This is a genomic window from Candidatus Regiella endosymbiont of Tuberolachnus salignus, from assembly GCF_964020115.1.
GTDB classification, from domain to species: Bacteria; Pseudomonadota; Gammaproteobacteria; order Enterobacterales; family Enterobacteriaceae; genus Regiella; species Regiella insecticola.
On sequence record NZ_OZ026542.1, the window covers coordinates 2,440,080 to 2,454,063 of the forward strand.

General features: G+C 42.3%; 22 protein-coding genes and 2 pseudogenes. 12 read left to right on the plus strand and 12 right to left on the minus strand.

Annotated elements, in window-relative coordinates; genetic code table 11:
* The first annotated feature begins 239 nt into the window (after nt 1–239).
* Together AACL30_RS12400 and AACL30_RS12405 are read left to right on the plus strand one after the other, a co-directional pair.
* A complete protein-coding gene (locus tag AACL30_RS12400; RefSeq protein WP_339056771.1) occupies nt 240–557 on the plus strand; it encodes a type II toxin-antitoxin system RelE/ParE family toxin in 318 nt (105 codons plus the stop codon).
* Complete coding sequence (locus AACL30_RS12405; RefSeq protein ID WP_339056772.1) at nt 554–895, plus strand: helix-turn-helix transcriptional regulator; 342 nt, start codon at nt 554–556, stop codon at nt 893–895. Before AACL30_RS12400 ends, AACL30_RS12405 begins: the two co-directional genes overlap by 4 nt.
* Before the next feature lie 38 nt (nt 896–933).
* Here the strand turns inward: AACL30_RS12405 and AACL30_RS12410 are convergent, their stop codons facing one another.
* Nucleotides 934–1,374 (minus strand): type II toxin-antitoxin system VapC family toxin, encoded by a 441-nt coding sequence (locus AACL30_RS12410; protein WP_339058467.1) that lies wholly within the window; start codon nt 1,372–1,374, stop codon nt 934–936.
* On the minus strand, nt 1,374–1,628 hold the full coding sequence (locus AACL30_RS12415) for a type II toxin-antitoxin system Phd/YefM family antitoxin (protein WP_339056773.1): 255 nt from the start codon (nt 1,626–1,628) through the stop codon (nt 1,374–1,376). Before AACL30_RS12415 ends, AACL30_RS12410 begins: the two co-directional genes overlap by 1 nt.
* A gap of 770 nt (nt 1,629–2,398) precedes the next feature.
* Between AACL30_RS12415 and AACL30_RS12420 the strand changes: the two genes are divergently transcribed.
* From AACL30_RS12420 to AACL30_RS12425, 3 genes and pseudogenes are all read left to right on the plus strand, one after another.
* Nucleotides 2,399–2,617: a hypothetical protein gene (locus tag AACL30_RS12420; RefSeq protein WP_339056774.1), complete on the plus strand. Its 219-nt coding sequence runs from the start codon at nt 2,399–2,401 to the stop codon at nt 2,615–2,617.
* A gap of 20 nt (nt 2,618–2,637) precedes the next feature.
* Nucleotides 2,638–2,682, plus strand: a pseudogene (locus AACL30_RS16545) (hypothetical protein); the annotation flags it as partial.
* A gap of 288 nt (nt 2,683–2,970) precedes the next feature.
* Nucleotides 2,971–3,381: a hypothetical protein gene (locus AACL30_RS12425; RefSeq protein WP_339056775.1), complete on the plus strand. Its 411-nt coding sequence runs from the start codon at nt 2,971–2,973 to the stop codon at nt 3,379–3,381.
* Nucleotides 3,382–3,520: 139 nt separating this feature from the next.
* Here the strand turns inward: AACL30_RS12425 and AACL30_RS12430 are convergent, their stop codons facing one another.
* From AACL30_RS12430 to AACL30_RS12455, 6 genes are all read right to left on the minus strand, one after another.
* Nucleotides 3,521–3,736, minus strand: coding sequence for a hypothetical protein (locus tag AACL30_RS12430; protein ID WP_339056776.1), 216 nt, complete (start codon nt 3,734–3,736; stop codon nt 3,521–3,523).
* A gap of 77 nt (nt 3,737–3,813) precedes the next feature.
* Entirely contained in the window at nt 3,814–4,116 is a 303-nt protein-coding gene (locus tag AACL30_RS12435) for an addiction module antidote protein (protein WP_339056777.1), read from the minus strand.
* Nucleotides 4,116–4,436 carry a type II toxin-antitoxin system RelE/ParE family toxin gene (locus AACL30_RS12440; protein WP_339056778.1) on the minus strand — a complete coding sequence of 107 codons (321 nt, stop codon included), beginning with the start codon at nt 4,434–4,436 and terminating at the stop codon, nt 4,116–4,118. Before AACL30_RS12440 ends, AACL30_RS12435 begins: the two co-directional genes overlap by 1 nt.
* Nucleotides 4,437–4,770: 334 nt before the next feature.
* Nucleotides 4,771–5,001 (minus strand): hypothetical protein, encoded by a 231-nt coding sequence (locus AACL30_RS12445; protein WP_339056779.1) that lies wholly within the window; start codon nt 4,999–5,001, stop codon nt 4,771–4,773.
* Nucleotides 5,002–5,038: 37 nt separating this feature from the next.
* The gene (locus AACL30_RS12450; RefSeq protein WP_339056780.1) at nt 5,039–5,689 is read right to left on the minus strand and encodes a ParA family protein; all 651 of its coding nucleotides are present in this window, start codon (nt 5,687–5,689) and stop codon (nt 5,039–5,041) included.
* A gap of 288 nt (nt 5,690–5,977) precedes the next feature.
* A complete protein-coding gene (locus AACL30_RS12455) occupies nt 5,978–6,376 on the minus strand; it encodes a hypothetical protein (RefSeq protein WP_339056781.1) in 399 nt (132 codons plus the stop codon).
* Between AACL30_RS12455 and istA the strand changes: the two genes are divergently transcribed.
* The 6 genes and pseudogenes from istA to AACL30_RS12485 form a co-directional block, all read left to right on the plus strand.
* Nucleotides 6,375–7,553: an IS21 family transposase gene (istA, locus tag AACL30_RS12460; protein ID WP_339056344.1), complete on the plus strand. Its 1,179-nt coding sequence runs from the start codon at nt 6,375–6,377 to the stop codon at nt 7,551–7,553. The two genes, AACL30_RS12455 and istA, sit on opposite strands and share 2 nt — an antisense overlap.
* On the plus strand, nt 7,550–8,347 hold the full coding sequence (istB, locus tag AACL30_RS12465; protein WP_339058365.1) for an IS21-like element helper ATPase IstB: 798 nt from the start codon (nt 7,550–7,552) through the stop codon (nt 8,345–8,347). Before istA ends, istB begins: the two co-directional genes overlap by 4 nt.
* Nucleotides 8,348–8,479: 132 nt before the next feature.
* On the plus strand, nt 8,480–8,851 hold the full coding sequence (locus tag AACL30_RS12470; RefSeq protein WP_339056797.1) for a hypothetical protein: 372 nt from the start codon (nt 8,480–8,482) through the stop codon (nt 8,849–8,851).
* Complete coding sequence (locus tag AACL30_RS12475) at nt 8,844–9,908, plus strand: type II secretion system F family protein (RefSeq protein ID WP_339056798.1); 1,065 nt, start codon at nt 8,844–8,846, stop codon at nt 9,906–9,908. Before AACL30_RS12470 ends, AACL30_RS12475 begins: the two co-directional genes overlap by 8 nt.
* A gap of 12 nt (nt 9,909–9,920) precedes the next feature.
* Nucleotides 9,921–10,430: a type 4 pilus major pilin gene (locus AACL30_RS12480; RefSeq protein ID WP_339056799.1), complete on the plus strand. Its 510-nt coding sequence runs from the start codon at nt 9,921–9,923 to the stop codon at nt 10,428–10,430.
* 384 nt (nt 10,431–10,814) lie between these two features.
* Nucleotides 10,815–11,120: pseudogene (locus AACL30_RS12485) on the plus strand (LysR family transcriptional regulator); the annotation flags it as partial.
* Nucleotides 11,121–11,511: 391 nt separating this feature from the next.
* Here the strand turns inward: AACL30_RS12485 and AACL30_RS12490 are convergent.
* The 4 genes from AACL30_RS12490 to AACL30_RS12505 all read right to left on the minus strand — a co-directional run bounded on the left by AACL30_RS12490 (nt 11,512) and on the right by AACL30_RS12505 (nt 12,966).
* Nucleotides 11,512–11,817 (minus strand): HigA family addiction module antitoxin, encoded by a 306-nt coding sequence (locus AACL30_RS12490; protein ID WP_339056800.1) that lies wholly within the window; start codon nt 11,815–11,817, stop codon nt 11,512–11,514.
* Between the two features lie 11 nt (nt 11,818–11,828).
* Nucleotides 11,829–12,125, minus strand: a complete 297-nt coding sequence (locus AACL30_RS12495; RefSeq protein ID WP_339056801.1) for a type II toxin-antitoxin system RelE/ParE family toxin — start codon at nt 12,123–12,125, stop codon at nt 11,829–11,831.
* A 263-nt stretch (nt 12,126–12,388) separates the two neighbouring features.
* Nucleotides 12,389–12,688 carry a type II toxin-antitoxin system RelE/ParE family toxin gene (locus AACL30_RS12500; protein WP_339056802.1) on the minus strand — a complete coding sequence of 100 codons (300 nt, stop codon included), beginning with the start codon at nt 12,686–12,688 and terminating at the stop codon, nt 12,389–12,391.
* Complete coding sequence (locus AACL30_RS12505) at nt 12,676–12,966, minus strand: CopG family ribbon-helix-helix protein (RefSeq protein WP_339056803.1); 291 nt, start codon at nt 12,964–12,966, stop codon at nt 12,676–12,678. The genes AACL30_RS12500 and AACL30_RS12505 overlap by 13 nt, the downstream gene beginning before the upstream one ends.
* 69 nt (nt 12,967–13,035) lie before the next feature.
* Between AACL30_RS12505 and pilV the strand changes: the two genes are divergently transcribed.
* Nucleotides 13,036–13,920 (plus strand): shufflon system plasmid conjugative transfer pilus tip adhesin PilV, encoded by an 885-nt coding sequence (pilV, locus tag AACL30_RS12510; protein WP_339056804.1) that lies wholly within the window; start codon nt 13,036–13,038, stop codon nt 13,918–13,920.
* The last annotated feature ends 64 nt before the right edge of the window (nt 13,921–13,984 follow it).

Below are 13,984 nucleotides of genomic sequence, written 5' to 3' on the forward strand. Positions count from 1 at the left end.
CGGGGGCTTTGTTTACTGGTCGAAGCACGAAGACAAGCACGAACAAAATACTTTGGTACTGTTAGGATCATTTAGCTGAACCAGTCTGGTTTAAGTTATTGATGTTATCTAAACAGTACCACATATCACCGGTTCGTTAAAAGCATACTTAAAACAAACTATTGTCCTGCCCTTTACGCCAGCTTCCTTGCATCCGTTCAAAAGTTATCCTATAGTACAACATTAACGTAGGGAGAATAATGTTTACCATTGATTTTCATAAAAATGCGGTTAAAGAAATAAAAAAACTACCGTATAGCCTTCAAGTTGAAACTATGTCACTTATCAGCCTGCTACGAACAGAGGGTCATCAGTTAGGGCTCCCTCATTCAAGAGCAATGAAAGACGGACTGTTTGAACTCAGAGCATCAGCAAAGGATGGGATAGCCAGGAGTCTGTATTTTTTTCAGAAGGGTAAAAAAATTTATGTTCTCCATGTTTTTCAGAAAAAAACGCAACAGACCCCTGAGCAAAATTTAGCATTGGCGAGAAAACGTAAAAAAGAGGTTGAAGAATGAATACACAATCCTTCGATAATGTAATGAAAGAGATAGAGGAAATCTCCCCGGGCTTTATTCGAGATGTAGAAAGAAGGGCTACAGAAATTCAGGAAATTAATCAGCTAATCAATATTCGTCGTATGGCTGGCTTATCTCAGGAAGAGGTTGCAACACGAATGGGAACGGATAAAGGAAATATCTCTAAGCTAGAAAACAACCGCTATAATCCATCTATCAAAAACTTACGCTACTACGCAGACGCCTGCGGATACTCCCTTTCTCTGATGTTCAAACCAAAATCGAACAAACCACCAGAAGAAAAAGAAACTGCGGTTTTTCCTTCAATAAATCCATAAAAATTATAAAATTTGGGTTTTCGTCTGTGACCATCTGGCTATCGCTCTGGTCGACCTGTATGTTTAACCCAAGGATTTAGGAGAGGAACGCCCGTCGTCTCGAAATCAACTATATTCCGCGTAACAACAGTCATCCCGTGAACAATGGCGGTGGAGGCAATGAGGGCGTCCCGCTCAGCACAAGGGTTAGGTACATGCAATCGGGCACAACACAGTGCGACCGTGGCATCTATCGACAGAGTTCGTTCAGAAAATTCAGGCAGAACATGAGTATCAAACCATGTGCGAAGCATTTTACCTTGTAAGGGATCACGACGCTCAACCCGTAAGACGCCGATTTCCAACTCCATAATAGTCACTGCTGAAACGTAGAAGCCCGCGGCGTCTGTATGGGATAACCACCTGCAGACGTTGGTATCTGCTTTTCTATCCCCGACTTTGCGCAATTCGGAAATGATGTTGGTATCAAGCAAAAACATCATAGGAATTCCACCGTGCGACTTTGGATGGTAATCCCTTGAGGTTCAAAATCGATATCCGCCAGCCCAGACATAGCCAGTGCCTTAACGATATTCCTGCGATTTCCAGTAATCCGTTGATATTCTTCAATGCTTAATAACACATGGGCGGTCTTTCCGCGATCAGTAATGAACACCGGGCCTTGTCTGGCTGCCTTCTTCGCACGACCAATGTCCTGATTGAGTTCTCGACTAGATAACGTTGTAATAGTCATGGAAGCCTCCTATTTAACTTATTATATATAGTTACATTACTACAATTTGAGCCAAAAAACGCTTAAAAACTGAATTGATCTGACAATACTGGTTGGGTATCTCTAACATTAAACACATGACCGTCGCATCATTTAGGGTTTTCGTCGAGTAGCGCTAGTTTTCCGTACCACTGAGAATCAAAGGCCATTGCAAGCATAAGAACACTAGTATAATTAATCGCTTGTATTTTGCATATAGTTGGCGTAGGCTGAACCATAGTCGGTTTTTTAACCTAGCATCTCTCTATCTTGTTTTATAATAATGACTGAGTTCACTAAGTAATTATTAGCATCCCTAAGCAGTTTCAATGCTGAAATAAAAAATTATTAATAAACATACACCCCGTATTACCACTGCCAAAGTTCTTATTTTTTGTAGTTACCTCTTAATTTAATAAAAACTAAAATCAACTGAAGCTTCGTTGAGGATTTTTAGTGTTTCTATTTTCAAAAACTAAATCTTATTAGCTGCTATCAAATAATTACCGCTATTTTATTCGTTCTCGCATTAGCCGATTAATTTGCAGTAATAATTATCTTACTAACCCTTCTTTTTTGTTCTGAATAAATTTTCGTTTTCACCAGGGATTAATTATTTAAATTAACAAATCTGATTGTTGATTTTGATAAGTGCGATTATCAAGATCCAACTAATCATTTTATGCCCGATATGGAAATATCGAGCCAATCACCGCGCGTTAATCGCGCTTTTTTATATTTAAGGAGAGAATATGAGTGATAAGTATGAGTTAATTGATCCACAAGAAATTGATGGTGTGACGTTTTACAGAATTAGGGCATTGAAGTATTTCGGTACTCAGTGTCCAGGATCAGAGGGTGGGTTGATTGAGAAAGCAGCTAATCTCTCGCAAACAGGTCTCTCGTGGGTTGGCTATAATTCACGGGTTTATGGGGATGCCTGTATCGGAATTGAGGGGGGGGTGATGTAAGAGTCTACGGTCAAGCACACATATATGGCAACGCACGCATATTTAGAAATGTGCAGGTGTACGGCCAGGCACAAGTATATGACCGAGCACAGGTGAGTGAATACGCCCGCGTTTACGGTGAAGCGCAGATCTATGGTTCGGCCAATGTGTATGGCTACGCGAAAATCTACGATAAGGCACAAGTATTTGATTATGCAACTGTTTTTACCAACGCTCATGTATACGACAATGCGAAAGTCTATAACAATGCACAAATCTACAATGCGGATCCAGGGAACCATACAAATGATTTTAATGCGCCACGTATACATAATAATGCGACAGTCTATGGAAATGCTCGAATAGACGGACTTATGGAAGGCAATTCACAAGCCTACGGCAATGCGATAATCCGGAAAGCAAGAATTACTGCCAATGCGCAACTGTATGGTGACGCTCATGTCAGTGGTGGGCTTGTAGGATCCAATGCGAAAGTGTATGGTAATGCACGACTAGTATATGCATTCTTGTTCGGTAATGCACGAGTGTACGGTAATGCGTGTGTAGAAAGTACAGGTGGGCTAGGATATAGTAGTATAGAGATAGATGAGAATGCCGAGGTATACGGCAATGCACGAGTAATGGGTAGTACAAAAATACGCGGTAATGCGCGAGTTTTTGGCACTGTGCCAGTAATAGACACCACAGCTATAGTTATAGAAGGGGATACACAGATATCGGATCATACGCCGAGTGAATGTGAAACGACCACGAGCACTACATAAAAAACCACAAAGGGAAAGGGCGGTAAGCCCAATCCCCAGAAAAAACATCGAAATGATCGTCAGGTGGCTTATTTGATCAAAATAACAATCCAATGAGCCACCTGCCTCAATTGCTTACTTGATGGGATTGGGTTGACGCCTAATAACCCCAACAAGGCCTAGCATGCGCTTGACAAGCCAACGAGATGTTAGCTAATGCACTACTGGCAATAAGAGGAATAGGCTGTTGACCATAACAGTGATAGGCAGAAACAGCATTTCGAATGAGAGTTGGCAAGGCATCTAGAGGATATTCGGCTGCTGTTGATTGCTCATCAATCGGGACAGGGTGCTGCCAATCGTTGTTTTGAGTCATTTCTTTACGGAAACTTAGTGAAGCATCTGTTAGGTTCATTGAATTCAATTAGGTTATATATTGTTTTATCGCCCCGTTTACGCGATAGCGGCAAATTTTAGACCAGTTGCATGAACAACCTGTTTCATGGTTTTCAAGGTAGGATTGCCCTTCGGTGAGAGAGCCCTGTAAAGGCTTTCACGTGATAGACCCGCTTTTTCGGCAATCATCCCCATTCCACCACGTGCTTCAACAATGTGGCGAAGTGCTAACAGGAAACCCGCTTCGCCGCTTTCCTCATCCAGCTCTTCAAAAGCAGCATGAAGATAAAATTCGGCAAAATCAGGGTCGTTACGTATCATTTCGATAACCGTTTCATCGTGACTACGTGATTTGTTCATTATTTCCTCCGTTGGAAGTCTTTCCAACACTCAACCGCTTTGTTGATGTCGGCCTGCTGTGTTCGCTTATCACCCCCGAGTAGCAACAAAACTACTTTCTTGCCCGTTAGAGCGTAATAGACTCTGTATCCTGCTCCTTGGTCTATACGAAGTTCCCATACCCCGCTGTCAACAGGCTTACAATCTCCGAAGGCACCTGCTGCTACTCTGTTAACCCTGGTGGTTATTCGAGCCTTAGCGATTCTATCATTCAGGTTGTTTAGCCAATCTTGGTACAGATCTTTACCTTCTGGTGTTAAATAATGGATAATTTCGTTCATAAGGACAATTTTAGCTTAAAAGCTACTCTATAATAACGAAGATTATTAACTATTAATAGGTGATATTTTAATAGAGTATTCATCCTGCTATACCTATTGGATTGGATGTGACTCCAAATCTTGTTGGACTTTTCTATCGTTTGTTTTAATGCACCGATTTTCATGGCTCTGTTCCAGTTCATTGTGGCTGGGAGTGATTTCTTTGGCTTCAGAGTGGGTACGGTATTTACCTTTGTATTATTCAGGGAATACTGGGCTGCTTCAAACAGCAATATTCCGCGTTCTACCGGTGTGTAACCGACGTTTTGCAGTTAATAATGAAATCATGATTTCATTAATTCATTTTAGAACGATACATATCGTAACCCGCTAATAGCAGCTCTGTGATTGTTATCCCCTGCTCTGCTGCATAAGTCTTGATCTCTTTGTGTTTTGCCATTGTTATCTTTATTTGGATAGGCTTAACTGTTCCATCAGGTTGTGAACTTTTACCTGTCATGTTCAACGTAGGTTCATTGTCAGCCGGTGGCGTCAGCTTGGATTTTATTTTTGGCGGCATAACCATAATTTTTTCCTTTCAGCTCAAAAAACAAAGCATGATATCATGAATTAATTATATCATGCTTTGATGAATTAATTAATTCATCAATTTCATCAACCATCTCTTGTGCTTTTTCGTTGAGGGATGAGTAGGGCGTTTCCGTCAAAGCACGGCCTTTATCAAGCGCTTGACCATAAGCGTTCTGGAAATAGATAATGCTTTTAAGCGACTTAAAACCCCATTCTGTGATCGTAGCGATAGCTTTTATTGCTTCTGCTTCAGATGGAGCTTTATTGATAGAGAAAACCAAATGGTTTTTATCCAGCCCCCCTTTGACCAGCTCACGACCCAGCTCTAAGGATGGTTCAAGGTCATCTACCGTGGCTCCTGTAGTTAGTACCACCAAATCCGATCCTTTGGATATCTCCAAATATGAATGCTCAGCGGCAGGACGTCCATCAATGATAACGAGATCTAGATCATGCTGATGGCTTACTTTTAAAGCAGACGCTGCCCTGCGGTAAACTGCACAATCGACAGAATTAAGGCCATTATCTTCACGTCTTTTGCACCATTTCATTGTCGTCTGTTGCTTTTCATCTAAATCAGCTACATGGACACGCCAGCCGCCATTAATGAACCCGACGGCAGTTGTTCTGGCTAATGCGCTTTTGGATACCCCACCTTTTTGGCTCAAAAAACTTATTATCACGCTTGCTTACCTCAATCATGAAATAATGATTTAATGGTTTAATGATTATTTAAATTATAATCTATTCTTAGAATAGCTTCTTTTATTCCCATTGTGAGTTAATGTTATCGATATCAAACAGAGTAATGAAATAATGAAATAATGAAATAATTATATGCGATAAGTTTTAGAATGAAATCATGATTTCATTTTAAAATATTCTGCTTCGATTGTTGCTACATTTCAGACAGTTAAACTCAGTACCCTCAATTGATAAGTGTTTTTCCCTACATAGATGCTAGTTTCTCGCTATTCCCCGAATGTTTTTTCTTTCACTATATCCCGTTCCAGCTTCTGCAACCGGTCAGAAGACAGAGTTGTTTGGGCAACCTCTTGCGTACCATTATCTTTACTTGATAGATCTGATTTTAATGTATTCTGTGTCACTTCTTCTTGGATGCTCTTCGCTGCTTTCTCGATAGCTATCGCCTGATTTTCTTGCTCAGGCTGTAGTTGTGCAATCTCTCTGTTTTTTTTCTCTTGTTCAGCGGCCTGTTTTTCCACCTCATCGAAGATAAAAGGTAGGGGGTCATCGGGTTGTGTTGTCAGCGCTAATGATAAAAGACCGTAAATTGCTAATTTAATTTGTCCACTCAAGCCAGAATGCAGTTTCCTTTGTGGTGACAAAGCCATGAGGGAAATAAGCATGCTAAGAAGAGAGGACCACTACATGATAAAACAACGCCATCAACAGGGGGCATTTATTGTTGATATTGCCCATCAGATAGGGTGTTCAGAAAAAACGGTGAGACGGCACATTAGCTATCCTGCGCCGCCAACAGCAAAACGCGGTAAAAAACAGGTTGCTAAACTCGAGCCCTTTAAAGACTACATCGATTCAAGGTTGAGTGAACAGGTTTGGAATGCGGCGGTTATTTTTGAGGAAATCCGTGAAAAAGGCTACCGGGGTGGGAGTGCGATGCTCCGACGTTATATACATCCCAAACGTCCGCTCAGGGCCTCGAAAAACACGGTACGCTTTGAAACCCTCCCCGGTTATCAACTTCAACACGATTGGGGAGAAATCATCGTTGAGGTGGCAGGCTCTGCCTGTACGGTTAATTTTGCCGTTAATACGCTCGGTTTTTCGCGTCGCTTTCATGTCTTTGCTGCCCCTAAGCAAGATGCTGAGCACACGTATGAATCGCTGGTTCGCAGCTTCAATTACTTCGGTGGCAGCGTAAAAAATGTCTTGGTAGATAACCAAAAAGCCGCTGTTATCAAACATGGACAAAATGGCCACATCGAGTTCAATGCGGGCTTCCTGCAACTGGCTAATCACTATGGGTTTAGCCCTCGCGCCTGTAAGCCTTATCGACCGCAAACGAAAGGCAAAACCGAACGGATGGTGGGCTATGTTAAACACAATTTTTTCACTCGCTACCGTCAGTTTGAGAGTTTCGCTCATGTTAATCAACTGCTAGCGATGTGGCTGGCGAAAGTGGCAGACCAGCGTCATCTTCGTCAATTCAAGCAGACACCGGAAAATCGTTTTGCTGAGGAAAAAATAGCCTTGATGCCACTCCCTGCGACTGATTTCGATACCAGCTACTTCGACCTACGACAAGTGGCATGGGACAGCTATATCGATGTCAGAGGTAATCGCTATAGCGTGCCTTCATTCTGGTGTGGTCGTGCGGTTAATATTCGTATCGGTTTAGATAATACGCTACGTATTTACGGCGATGAGCAACTGCTCGCGACGCATCTCTTGCAGGAGGTAACGCAGGGCTGGCAAAAGGTGCCAGAACATCATCAAGCCCTTTGGCAACAGGTCAATCGAGTAGCGTCTCGTTCGCTCAGTGTGTATGAGGAGCTACTCTGATGGAAATGGAAAACTTGTTGATACGGTTAAAAATGGATTACCTGGGCGATGCGTTGGAGAGTTTATGTGAAGAAGCCACCAAGAAAGCACTGAACTACCGTGAATTTCTCCAGCAGGCATTAGCCCAGGAATGGAACGGGCGTCACCAAAAAGGCTTGGAATCGCGGTTAAAACAAGCACGTTTGCCGTGGATAAAAACCTTGGAGCAATTTGACTTTACTTTCCAACCAAGTATAGACAGGAAAATTATCCGCGAGCTGGCGGGGCTGAGGTTTGTCGAACATCATGAAAACGTCATTTTGTTAGGCCCACCTGGGGTAGGGAAAACGCATTTGGCGATAGCGCTGGCTGTCAAGGCAGCTACAGCTGGGCATCGGGTATTGTTTATGCCTCTGGATAGACTCTGCTGTACCTTAATGAAGGCAAAGCAAGAAAACCGTCTGGAACGCCAACTTCAGCAACTGTGCTATGCCAGGGTATTAATACTGGATGAAATCGGGTATTTACCGATGAATCGCGAAGAAGCTAGCCTATTTTTCAGGTTATTGAGCCGTCGTTATGAAAAGGCGAGCATCATTCTCACATCAAATAAAAGTTTTACTGATTGGGGGGACGTATTCGGTGATCACATTTTAGCAACTGCGATTTTAGACAGGCTTTTACATCATTCAACCACATTGAATATTAAAGGAGAAAGCTATCGACTCAAAAATAAACGCAAAGCAGGCATGTTGCCTATAAAAACGACTGATATTATCCAGGCGCCTGGAATAGAAACCCAACAGGAAAATTAGCAAAAACTGGACATTTTAAAGTAGCAAAAAGTGGTCAATCTAAAGTAGCGTTGACACTGTTTGGTGGGACAGAGTCTGGCACCGAAACTCTGTCCACAGTGTAAAAAGAAATACACCGCACATAAAAAGGAAGTGCAGCCGATTTTCAACGGATTAATTGAGCAGTTTTGCCGGCCAGAACAGGTTTACCTGAAAAATGCCTCAGGCTGTGAGCAGTGCAATGGCAAAGGCGTCAAGGGACGTACCGGTATTTTTGAGGTTATTGAGATCGATGCGCAATTTATGCACCTGTATCACACCTGCGGCAAAACCAGCGCCTATAACTACTGGTACGAAAACGGCGGTTCCACCTTATGTGAAAACACCTTGCGTTTAATTAATCAGGGCATCATTGATCCGGTCTCCAGCCATAAAAATATCTGTAATCTGGATAGAGACTGTCTTGTTTTTACTGATGTGGTCAGAGAAACCGCAAAACGACACCGGGAAGGCCGCCATGAATAAATTCCAGCGTTGGCTTTGTAAACTCACCTTGAACTCAGATGATCGCGAAGCTATTTATGACAATTTTCGCCACTATTTATTGGATGGTCAGAGTCTGGAAAAAACCTTTGACAAGATGATTGTCAATTACACCCGCCGTGGCAAGAAACCCAACAATGAAATCGCCCAGATATTAACCGAATGCGCTGCCCATCTTAAAGAAGGCCATTCGCTGGGTGAAGCATTAAAAGACTGGTTTCCTGAACAAGAGCTCAGCGTAATTGATGCCTGTAATATCGCGGGGCGGCCTTGGGACGGCTTTAAAAAGGCGATGAAAATCGCCACATCAACCGACCGATTGAAAAAAGCCATCCGGGGGGCGATGTTAACCAGTGCTTATCTTTTTTCATTGTCTTTTATTATCTTGGCGATGGCCTGTGTGATGTTGGTGCCGTTTTTGCTGGAATCGGTGCCTTTGGTCAGATGGATCTTAGCGCAAAAAGGCGTGTACTATTTTTATATTTTTATCGTTTCTTATGGCTGGCTGTTAATTATCGGCTTCATTATTTTTTGTTCCATCATCGCCTATACAATGCCGCGTTGGGTCGGGAAAAAACGATTTTATGCCGATCAATTCCCCCCTTATTCCTTTTACAAACAACGGCAAGGCGCCACCTTTATTACCAGTATTGATGCCTTACTGTCATCGAATATTCCGTTAAAAAATGCGCTGATTAAAATGCGCGAGATGTCTCAATCTGCTTGGTTAATCGAAAAAATTAACGGGGCGTTAGCGCGCTTAGCCGACGGGGAAGAAAATCTGGGATCGGCGTTAGATACCGCGGGGTATGAGTTCCCGAGTGAAGACGCCATTATCAAAATGCAAAGTTTATTCGAAACCACGAATCAGGAAGGGTCATTAGAACGCTTTGGTGATCGTCTGTTAGAAAAAACCTTACTCAATGTCGAACGGCAAGGCAATGTGATTAAAGTCGTCAGTATGTTTAGCGGTGCGGCGGCCACCGTCGGTATCGTTGGCATTATGTACAGCTTAATTGAAATCGCCATCAACTTTTAAAGGATAAAGAATATGAAATCATTAAAAAAAGGTATTTTTAGTATTACTGATGTCAGCACGGGGTGGGGCATGACCTTGGTGGGTCTAGCGATAGTGGTAGCGGCAGGCGTCGGATTATATATCAAAGTCAATTCCACCTCTGCGCTGACCTCCATTAACACCTTGCTCAATGAGACTAAATCATTGCGGATGTCAACCGGTTATGGCACCGCTAATTTAGTGCCCGCGTTAATTCGCTCAGGCGCTGTGCCCAAAGGCATCTCAATAATAGGCGATACACTTTTTAATTCGGCGGGGGGTGCCATCACCGTCACCGGCCGTGGCATAGGATTTGTTGTCTCGACCGCCGGCATTAATGAAAAAGATTGCATGAAACTCGTCACCACCTTAGGCAACGGCGATATTGCCTCCACTCGCATTAACAGTGCGGCGGCGATGGTGGGCAAAATCTCACTGGCTCAGGCGTCTGCTGCCTGTGTTGTCGGAAAAAGTAACACTGTCACTTTCACCCTTGATAGTTAAGGCGGCACAATGGCTACTCGATTATATCCTTCGCCTTTCAAGTTACGGCGGCGTTAGCAGCGATCACGTATCCTCTGTCATGTACCGCGATTCGATTGAGCGATATTAAATAATGGCTCCATTTATTTTATGTTATTAGTTTTATTTATGAGTATCTATCATTTTTTTATCAAGCGGAAAAATATTTTTCATTTTTAATCATTAAATTTTTCGGCAGGGATTATAAATAAAATATAAGTAAAAATAGAGAGTAATCATTTTTTATAAAAACAGAGTCAATAACATGACATAACGTGTCTTTTTTTCGATGCGCGCCCTGTCATTATATTTTAGCTGAAGGCTAAGATAACCTTTAAATAAAATTAAAAAGTGAAAAAATAGATTATGATAAATTCAAATCGTCATCGTCCCATAATAAATCTCGATATTGAGCTGCTTAGAACTTTTGTCACTGTGGCGGATAGAAAAACTTTTTCTGCCGCTGCCGAGACAATTTGTCGAACTCAGTCTGCGGTAAGTCAACAAATGCAACGTTTAGAGCAATTGATTGGTAAAGAATTATTTATTCGTCATGGCCGTAATAAACGGCTGACCGAATACGGCGTCCAGTTTCTTTATTATGCCAGAAAAATTTTAGATTTTAATGATGAAGTTTGTCATTCTTTGATTTTTAATCATTTTACGGGTATTGGTATAGCGCAACAAATTGTCAGTTGTAAATCGACGAAATCATCTCCTTGGTAGTATTTACACTGATAATGCCTAAGCGTTAATTTGATAAATTACTGTTATTTTAATAAATAACAGTAATTATAAAAGTGGAAGATTATTTTTTTAAAATAACTCCAGGCTGAGAGTTATGAAAAGAATTAATGAGCGTATACAATGAATTTCGAGTTACGGCAAGGCGGCAATCAATCGAATCGATACATGACAGAGGATGCGTGATCGCTGCTAACGCCGCCGTAACTTGAAAGGCGAAGGGGATATACCGTTTTAGTAATGGATGCCATCGAACGCTATTCCATGCTCTGCAATGAAATGCATCAGCATACCAATCCGATTATTGCAAAATCGCTGTTTATCCCGTAGCAATAACTAAATTGATCGGTTTATAGTGCTGAGTAGCAATAAGATTACGCGCTTCCCAGCGATCATGAGATGCCTGTATATTAATCCAAAAATCTTCATCGACCTCAAACAAAGCGGCAAGCTGAGTTGCTTCAATGACGCTAATACGGCGCGTATGATTAATAATCTGGCCTATCACTTTACGCGATAAACCCATCGCGTTTGCCAGTTGCTGTTGTGTAATATTCATCGGTTTTAGAAATTCTTCAACTAGCATCTCACCAACTGAGGTAGGTTCTGCCGTTTTGGTATCCATTACGTGCCCTCTTAGTATTTGTGCGGATCAAGATAAATATCGTAAGCGACTCCTTCTCTCCAGCGGAAAATAAGGCGCCACTGGATATTAATTCGAAGACTAGACCAGCCTACAAGCTTGCCAGACAAACGTTCATAATGATTGCTACGTGGATTAAAAAGTGTTCGTTCGGTGCTGGCTCCCTCTAGCATAGTGAGCTTACGACGAAGTGTTTTTTCAATCACAGTAGGAAAATTGCCGGTGCGTTCTGCATCGAAGTAAAAGCGAGCTAGCGATCCGGTCTCTCCTTCTTTGAAACTTCCTATCATGGTTTACACCGTTTCTTACTAACCTGTAACCGATATAATAGTACTTAAAAAGCACAATATGCAACCATTAAGGAACATGGTGGGCTAATAAGGTAGCATTATTGGAATGCGACTATTTTATGTAACGTTAGCTTGGAGGGGGATCACATTCAATCTGTGGCAACCATTAAGGCAAAAATTAAAGACGGCAACTTTGGTTCACTTATCGATGATTTCAACAGTATTGATCAGCAGAGATTGAGACAACCTTCTGGATAGCTACCTTACTGGTAGCCTGATTCTTTTTGATGCTTAATTGATAAAATGACTACACGATCAAGTTCTTGGTCATCGCGATACAATAAAACATACCCGCTGCTGCCAAAATTGATCACGAGTTCTCGGAACTCAATATTCAATGACTCAACGGGGCGTCCTATTGATGGCGTATTTATTAACAATTTAATGCTATTTGAAATGGCATTTGCCGCTTTTCTCGCCGCTAATGGATTTTTTCTTTTAAGGAAGGCTTGTAAACGAATTAGATCTTCTTGAGCCCGTTTCTGAAGAATTACTTGTGGCATGTTGGTGCACTTTTCTCGTTTGATGTACCCCAGGTATCAAGCCAGTTAAGTGTTTCCTCTGCGGTAATATGCTCGCCTGTTTCTTGGTATTCATGCCAAGCAGATAACGCATTTTTACGGTAATCACTTTGTTTTTCTTCTCTTTCAACATATTGATTAATCGCTTCTAGCATCAGCGCATGAGAAGAACTCCGCTTATCACCTGCCAAATATTTGACTCTTTCTTTGAGATTTTTTTCAAGTCGAAGTGTGGTGGTCTGCCGTTCGTTGAGTTGCATAAAGTGATCCTTTTATATCATTGGTAACACCAATAACACTATCATATTTTTATAAAGAAGGGCATCAAAATGAAATATTTAAAAAAAGGCATCTGGCACATCTCCGATGCTTCCACCGGCTTGGGGGTCGGGCTGTTTTGCTTTGCGCTTATCGTGGCACCCCTGGTGTATGCGTTTAATAAAGATCAGCAATACAGCACCGCGGCCAGCCATGCCCGGCGAGTAGAAAAAGCCACTAACAAATACATTACTGACAACGCGTTGATGATCGGAAAACATGCTACCGCGACCTCCCCCTATATCCTCGATGTGCCGATGCTTATTAAGGCGGATTATTTACCTAAGGGGTTTTCCGCCGCCAATAATTTTTCCAGTCGTTATCACACGCGAATTTATCAACCTAGCGCCTTGAAATTTCATCATATGATTTTTCTGGCCGGTGGTGTCCCGCTCAGTCTCAGTGCAGCTCGAAAAATAGCGACCCGGATTGGTGGCAGCGGCGGTTACATTGAAGGCGCCGTCGCAAAAGGCGTGATGGGCGGCTGGACGGAAAATCTTTCCACCTTCGGCGGCTATAACCCCGGTGACGGCAAGGTAGTGATTGCTGGTTTTTTTTCGCAAGGTGCAGGAAAAAACGATTATTTGTATCGCCACGCGGTGCCGGGTCAAGGCGAATTAAATACCATGAGAACCGCACTCAATATGGGCAGGAATAACGTTGACGAAGTTAATGCGCTCAATGCCAACACAGTAAAAACCAAAACGTTGCATACCACCGGGGCGGCTCACATTAATGGTAACCTCCATGCTGGCGGTGCCATCACCACCGCCAAAACCCTTTTAGCTAAAGGCGATATCACAACGGACGGCTGGTTAATCACCAAAGGTAATAAAGGCTGGTATTCTGAAAAAGGGCAAGGGGGCTGGCATATGGAAGCCCTGAAAAACCGATAATGAATGCTATATTTTGAGCTAATAGCGTTAATTCTTAAAGTCATGTAATAAAAAAGAAAATCAA

Excerpts from the sequence above, each read along its gene's own strand:
- AACL30_RS12400 (WP_339056771.1), top strand. The coding sequence starts at position 240 with ATGTTTACCATTGATTTTCATAAAAATGCGGTTAAAGAAATAAAAAAA.
- AACL30_RS12405 (WP_339056772.1), top strand. The coding sequence starts at position 554 with ATGAATACACAATCCTTCGATAATGTAATGAAAGAGATAGAGGAAATC.
- AACL30_RS12410 (WP_339058467.1), bottom strand. The coding sequence starts at position 1,374 with ATGTTTTTGCTTGATACCAACATCATTTCCGAATTGCGCAAAGTCGGG.
- AACL30_RS12415 (WP_339056773.1), bottom strand. The coding sequence starts at position 1,628 with ATGACTATTACAACGTTATCTAGTCGAGAACTCAATCAGGACATTGGT.
- AACL30_RS12420 (WP_339056774.1), top strand. The coding sequence starts at position 2,399 with ATGAGTGATAAGTATGAGTTAATTGATCCACAAGAAATTGATGGTGTG.
- AACL30_RS12425 (WP_339056775.1), top strand. The coding sequence starts at position 2,971 with ATGGAAGGCAATTCACAAGCCTACGGCAATGCGATAATCCGGAAAGCA.
- AACL30_RS12430 (WP_339056776.1), bottom strand. The coding sequence starts at position 3,736 with ATGACTCAAAACAACGATTGGCAGCACCCTGTCCCGATTGATGAGCAA.
- AACL30_RS12435 (WP_339056777.1), bottom strand. The coding sequence starts at position 4,116 with ATGAACAAATCACGTAGTCACGATGAAACGGTTATCGAAATGATACGT.
- AACL30_RS12440 (WP_339056778.1), bottom strand. The coding sequence starts at position 4,436 with ATGAACGAAATTATCCATTATTTAACACCAGAAGGTAAAGATCTGTAC.
- AACL30_RS12445 (WP_339056779.1), bottom strand. The coding sequence starts at position 5,001 with ATGGTTATGCCGCCAAAAATAAAATCCAAGCTGACGCCACCGGCTGAC.
- istA (WP_339056344.1), top strand. The coding sequence starts at position 6,375 with ATGCTAAGAAGAGAGGACCACTACATGATAAAACAACGCCATCAACAG.
- AACL30_RS12455 (WP_339056781.1), bottom strand. The coding sequence starts at position 6,376 with ATGCTTATTTCCCTCATGGCTTTGTCACCACAAAGGAAACTGCATTCT.
- AACL30_RS12475 (WP_339056798.1), top strand. The coding sequence starts at position 8,844 with ATGAATAAATTCCAGCGTTGGCTTTGTAAACTCACCTTGAACTCAGAT.
- AACL30_RS12480 (WP_339056799.1), top strand. The coding sequence starts at position 9,921 with ATGAAATCATTAAAAAAAGGTATTTTTAGTATTACTGATGTCAGCACG.
- AACL30_RS12490 (WP_339056800.1), bottom strand. The coding sequence starts at position 11,817 with ATGGATACCAAAACGGCAGAACCTACCTCAGTTGGTGAGATGCTAGTT.
- AACL30_RS12495 (WP_339056801.1), bottom strand. The coding sequence starts at position 12,125 with ATGATAGGAAGTTTCAAAGAAGGAGAGACCGGATCGCTAGCTCGCTTT.
- AACL30_RS12500 (WP_339056802.1), bottom strand. The coding sequence starts at position 12,688 with ATGCCACAAGTAATTCTTCAGAAACGGGCTCAAGAAGATCTAATTCGT.
- AACL30_RS12505 (WP_339056803.1), bottom strand. The coding sequence starts at position 12,966 with ATGCAACTCAACGAACGGCAGACCACCACACTTCGACTTGAAAAAAAT.
- pilV (WP_339056804.1), top strand. The coding sequence starts at position 13,036 with ATGAAATATTTAAAAAAAGGCATCTGGCACATCTCCGATGCTTCCACC.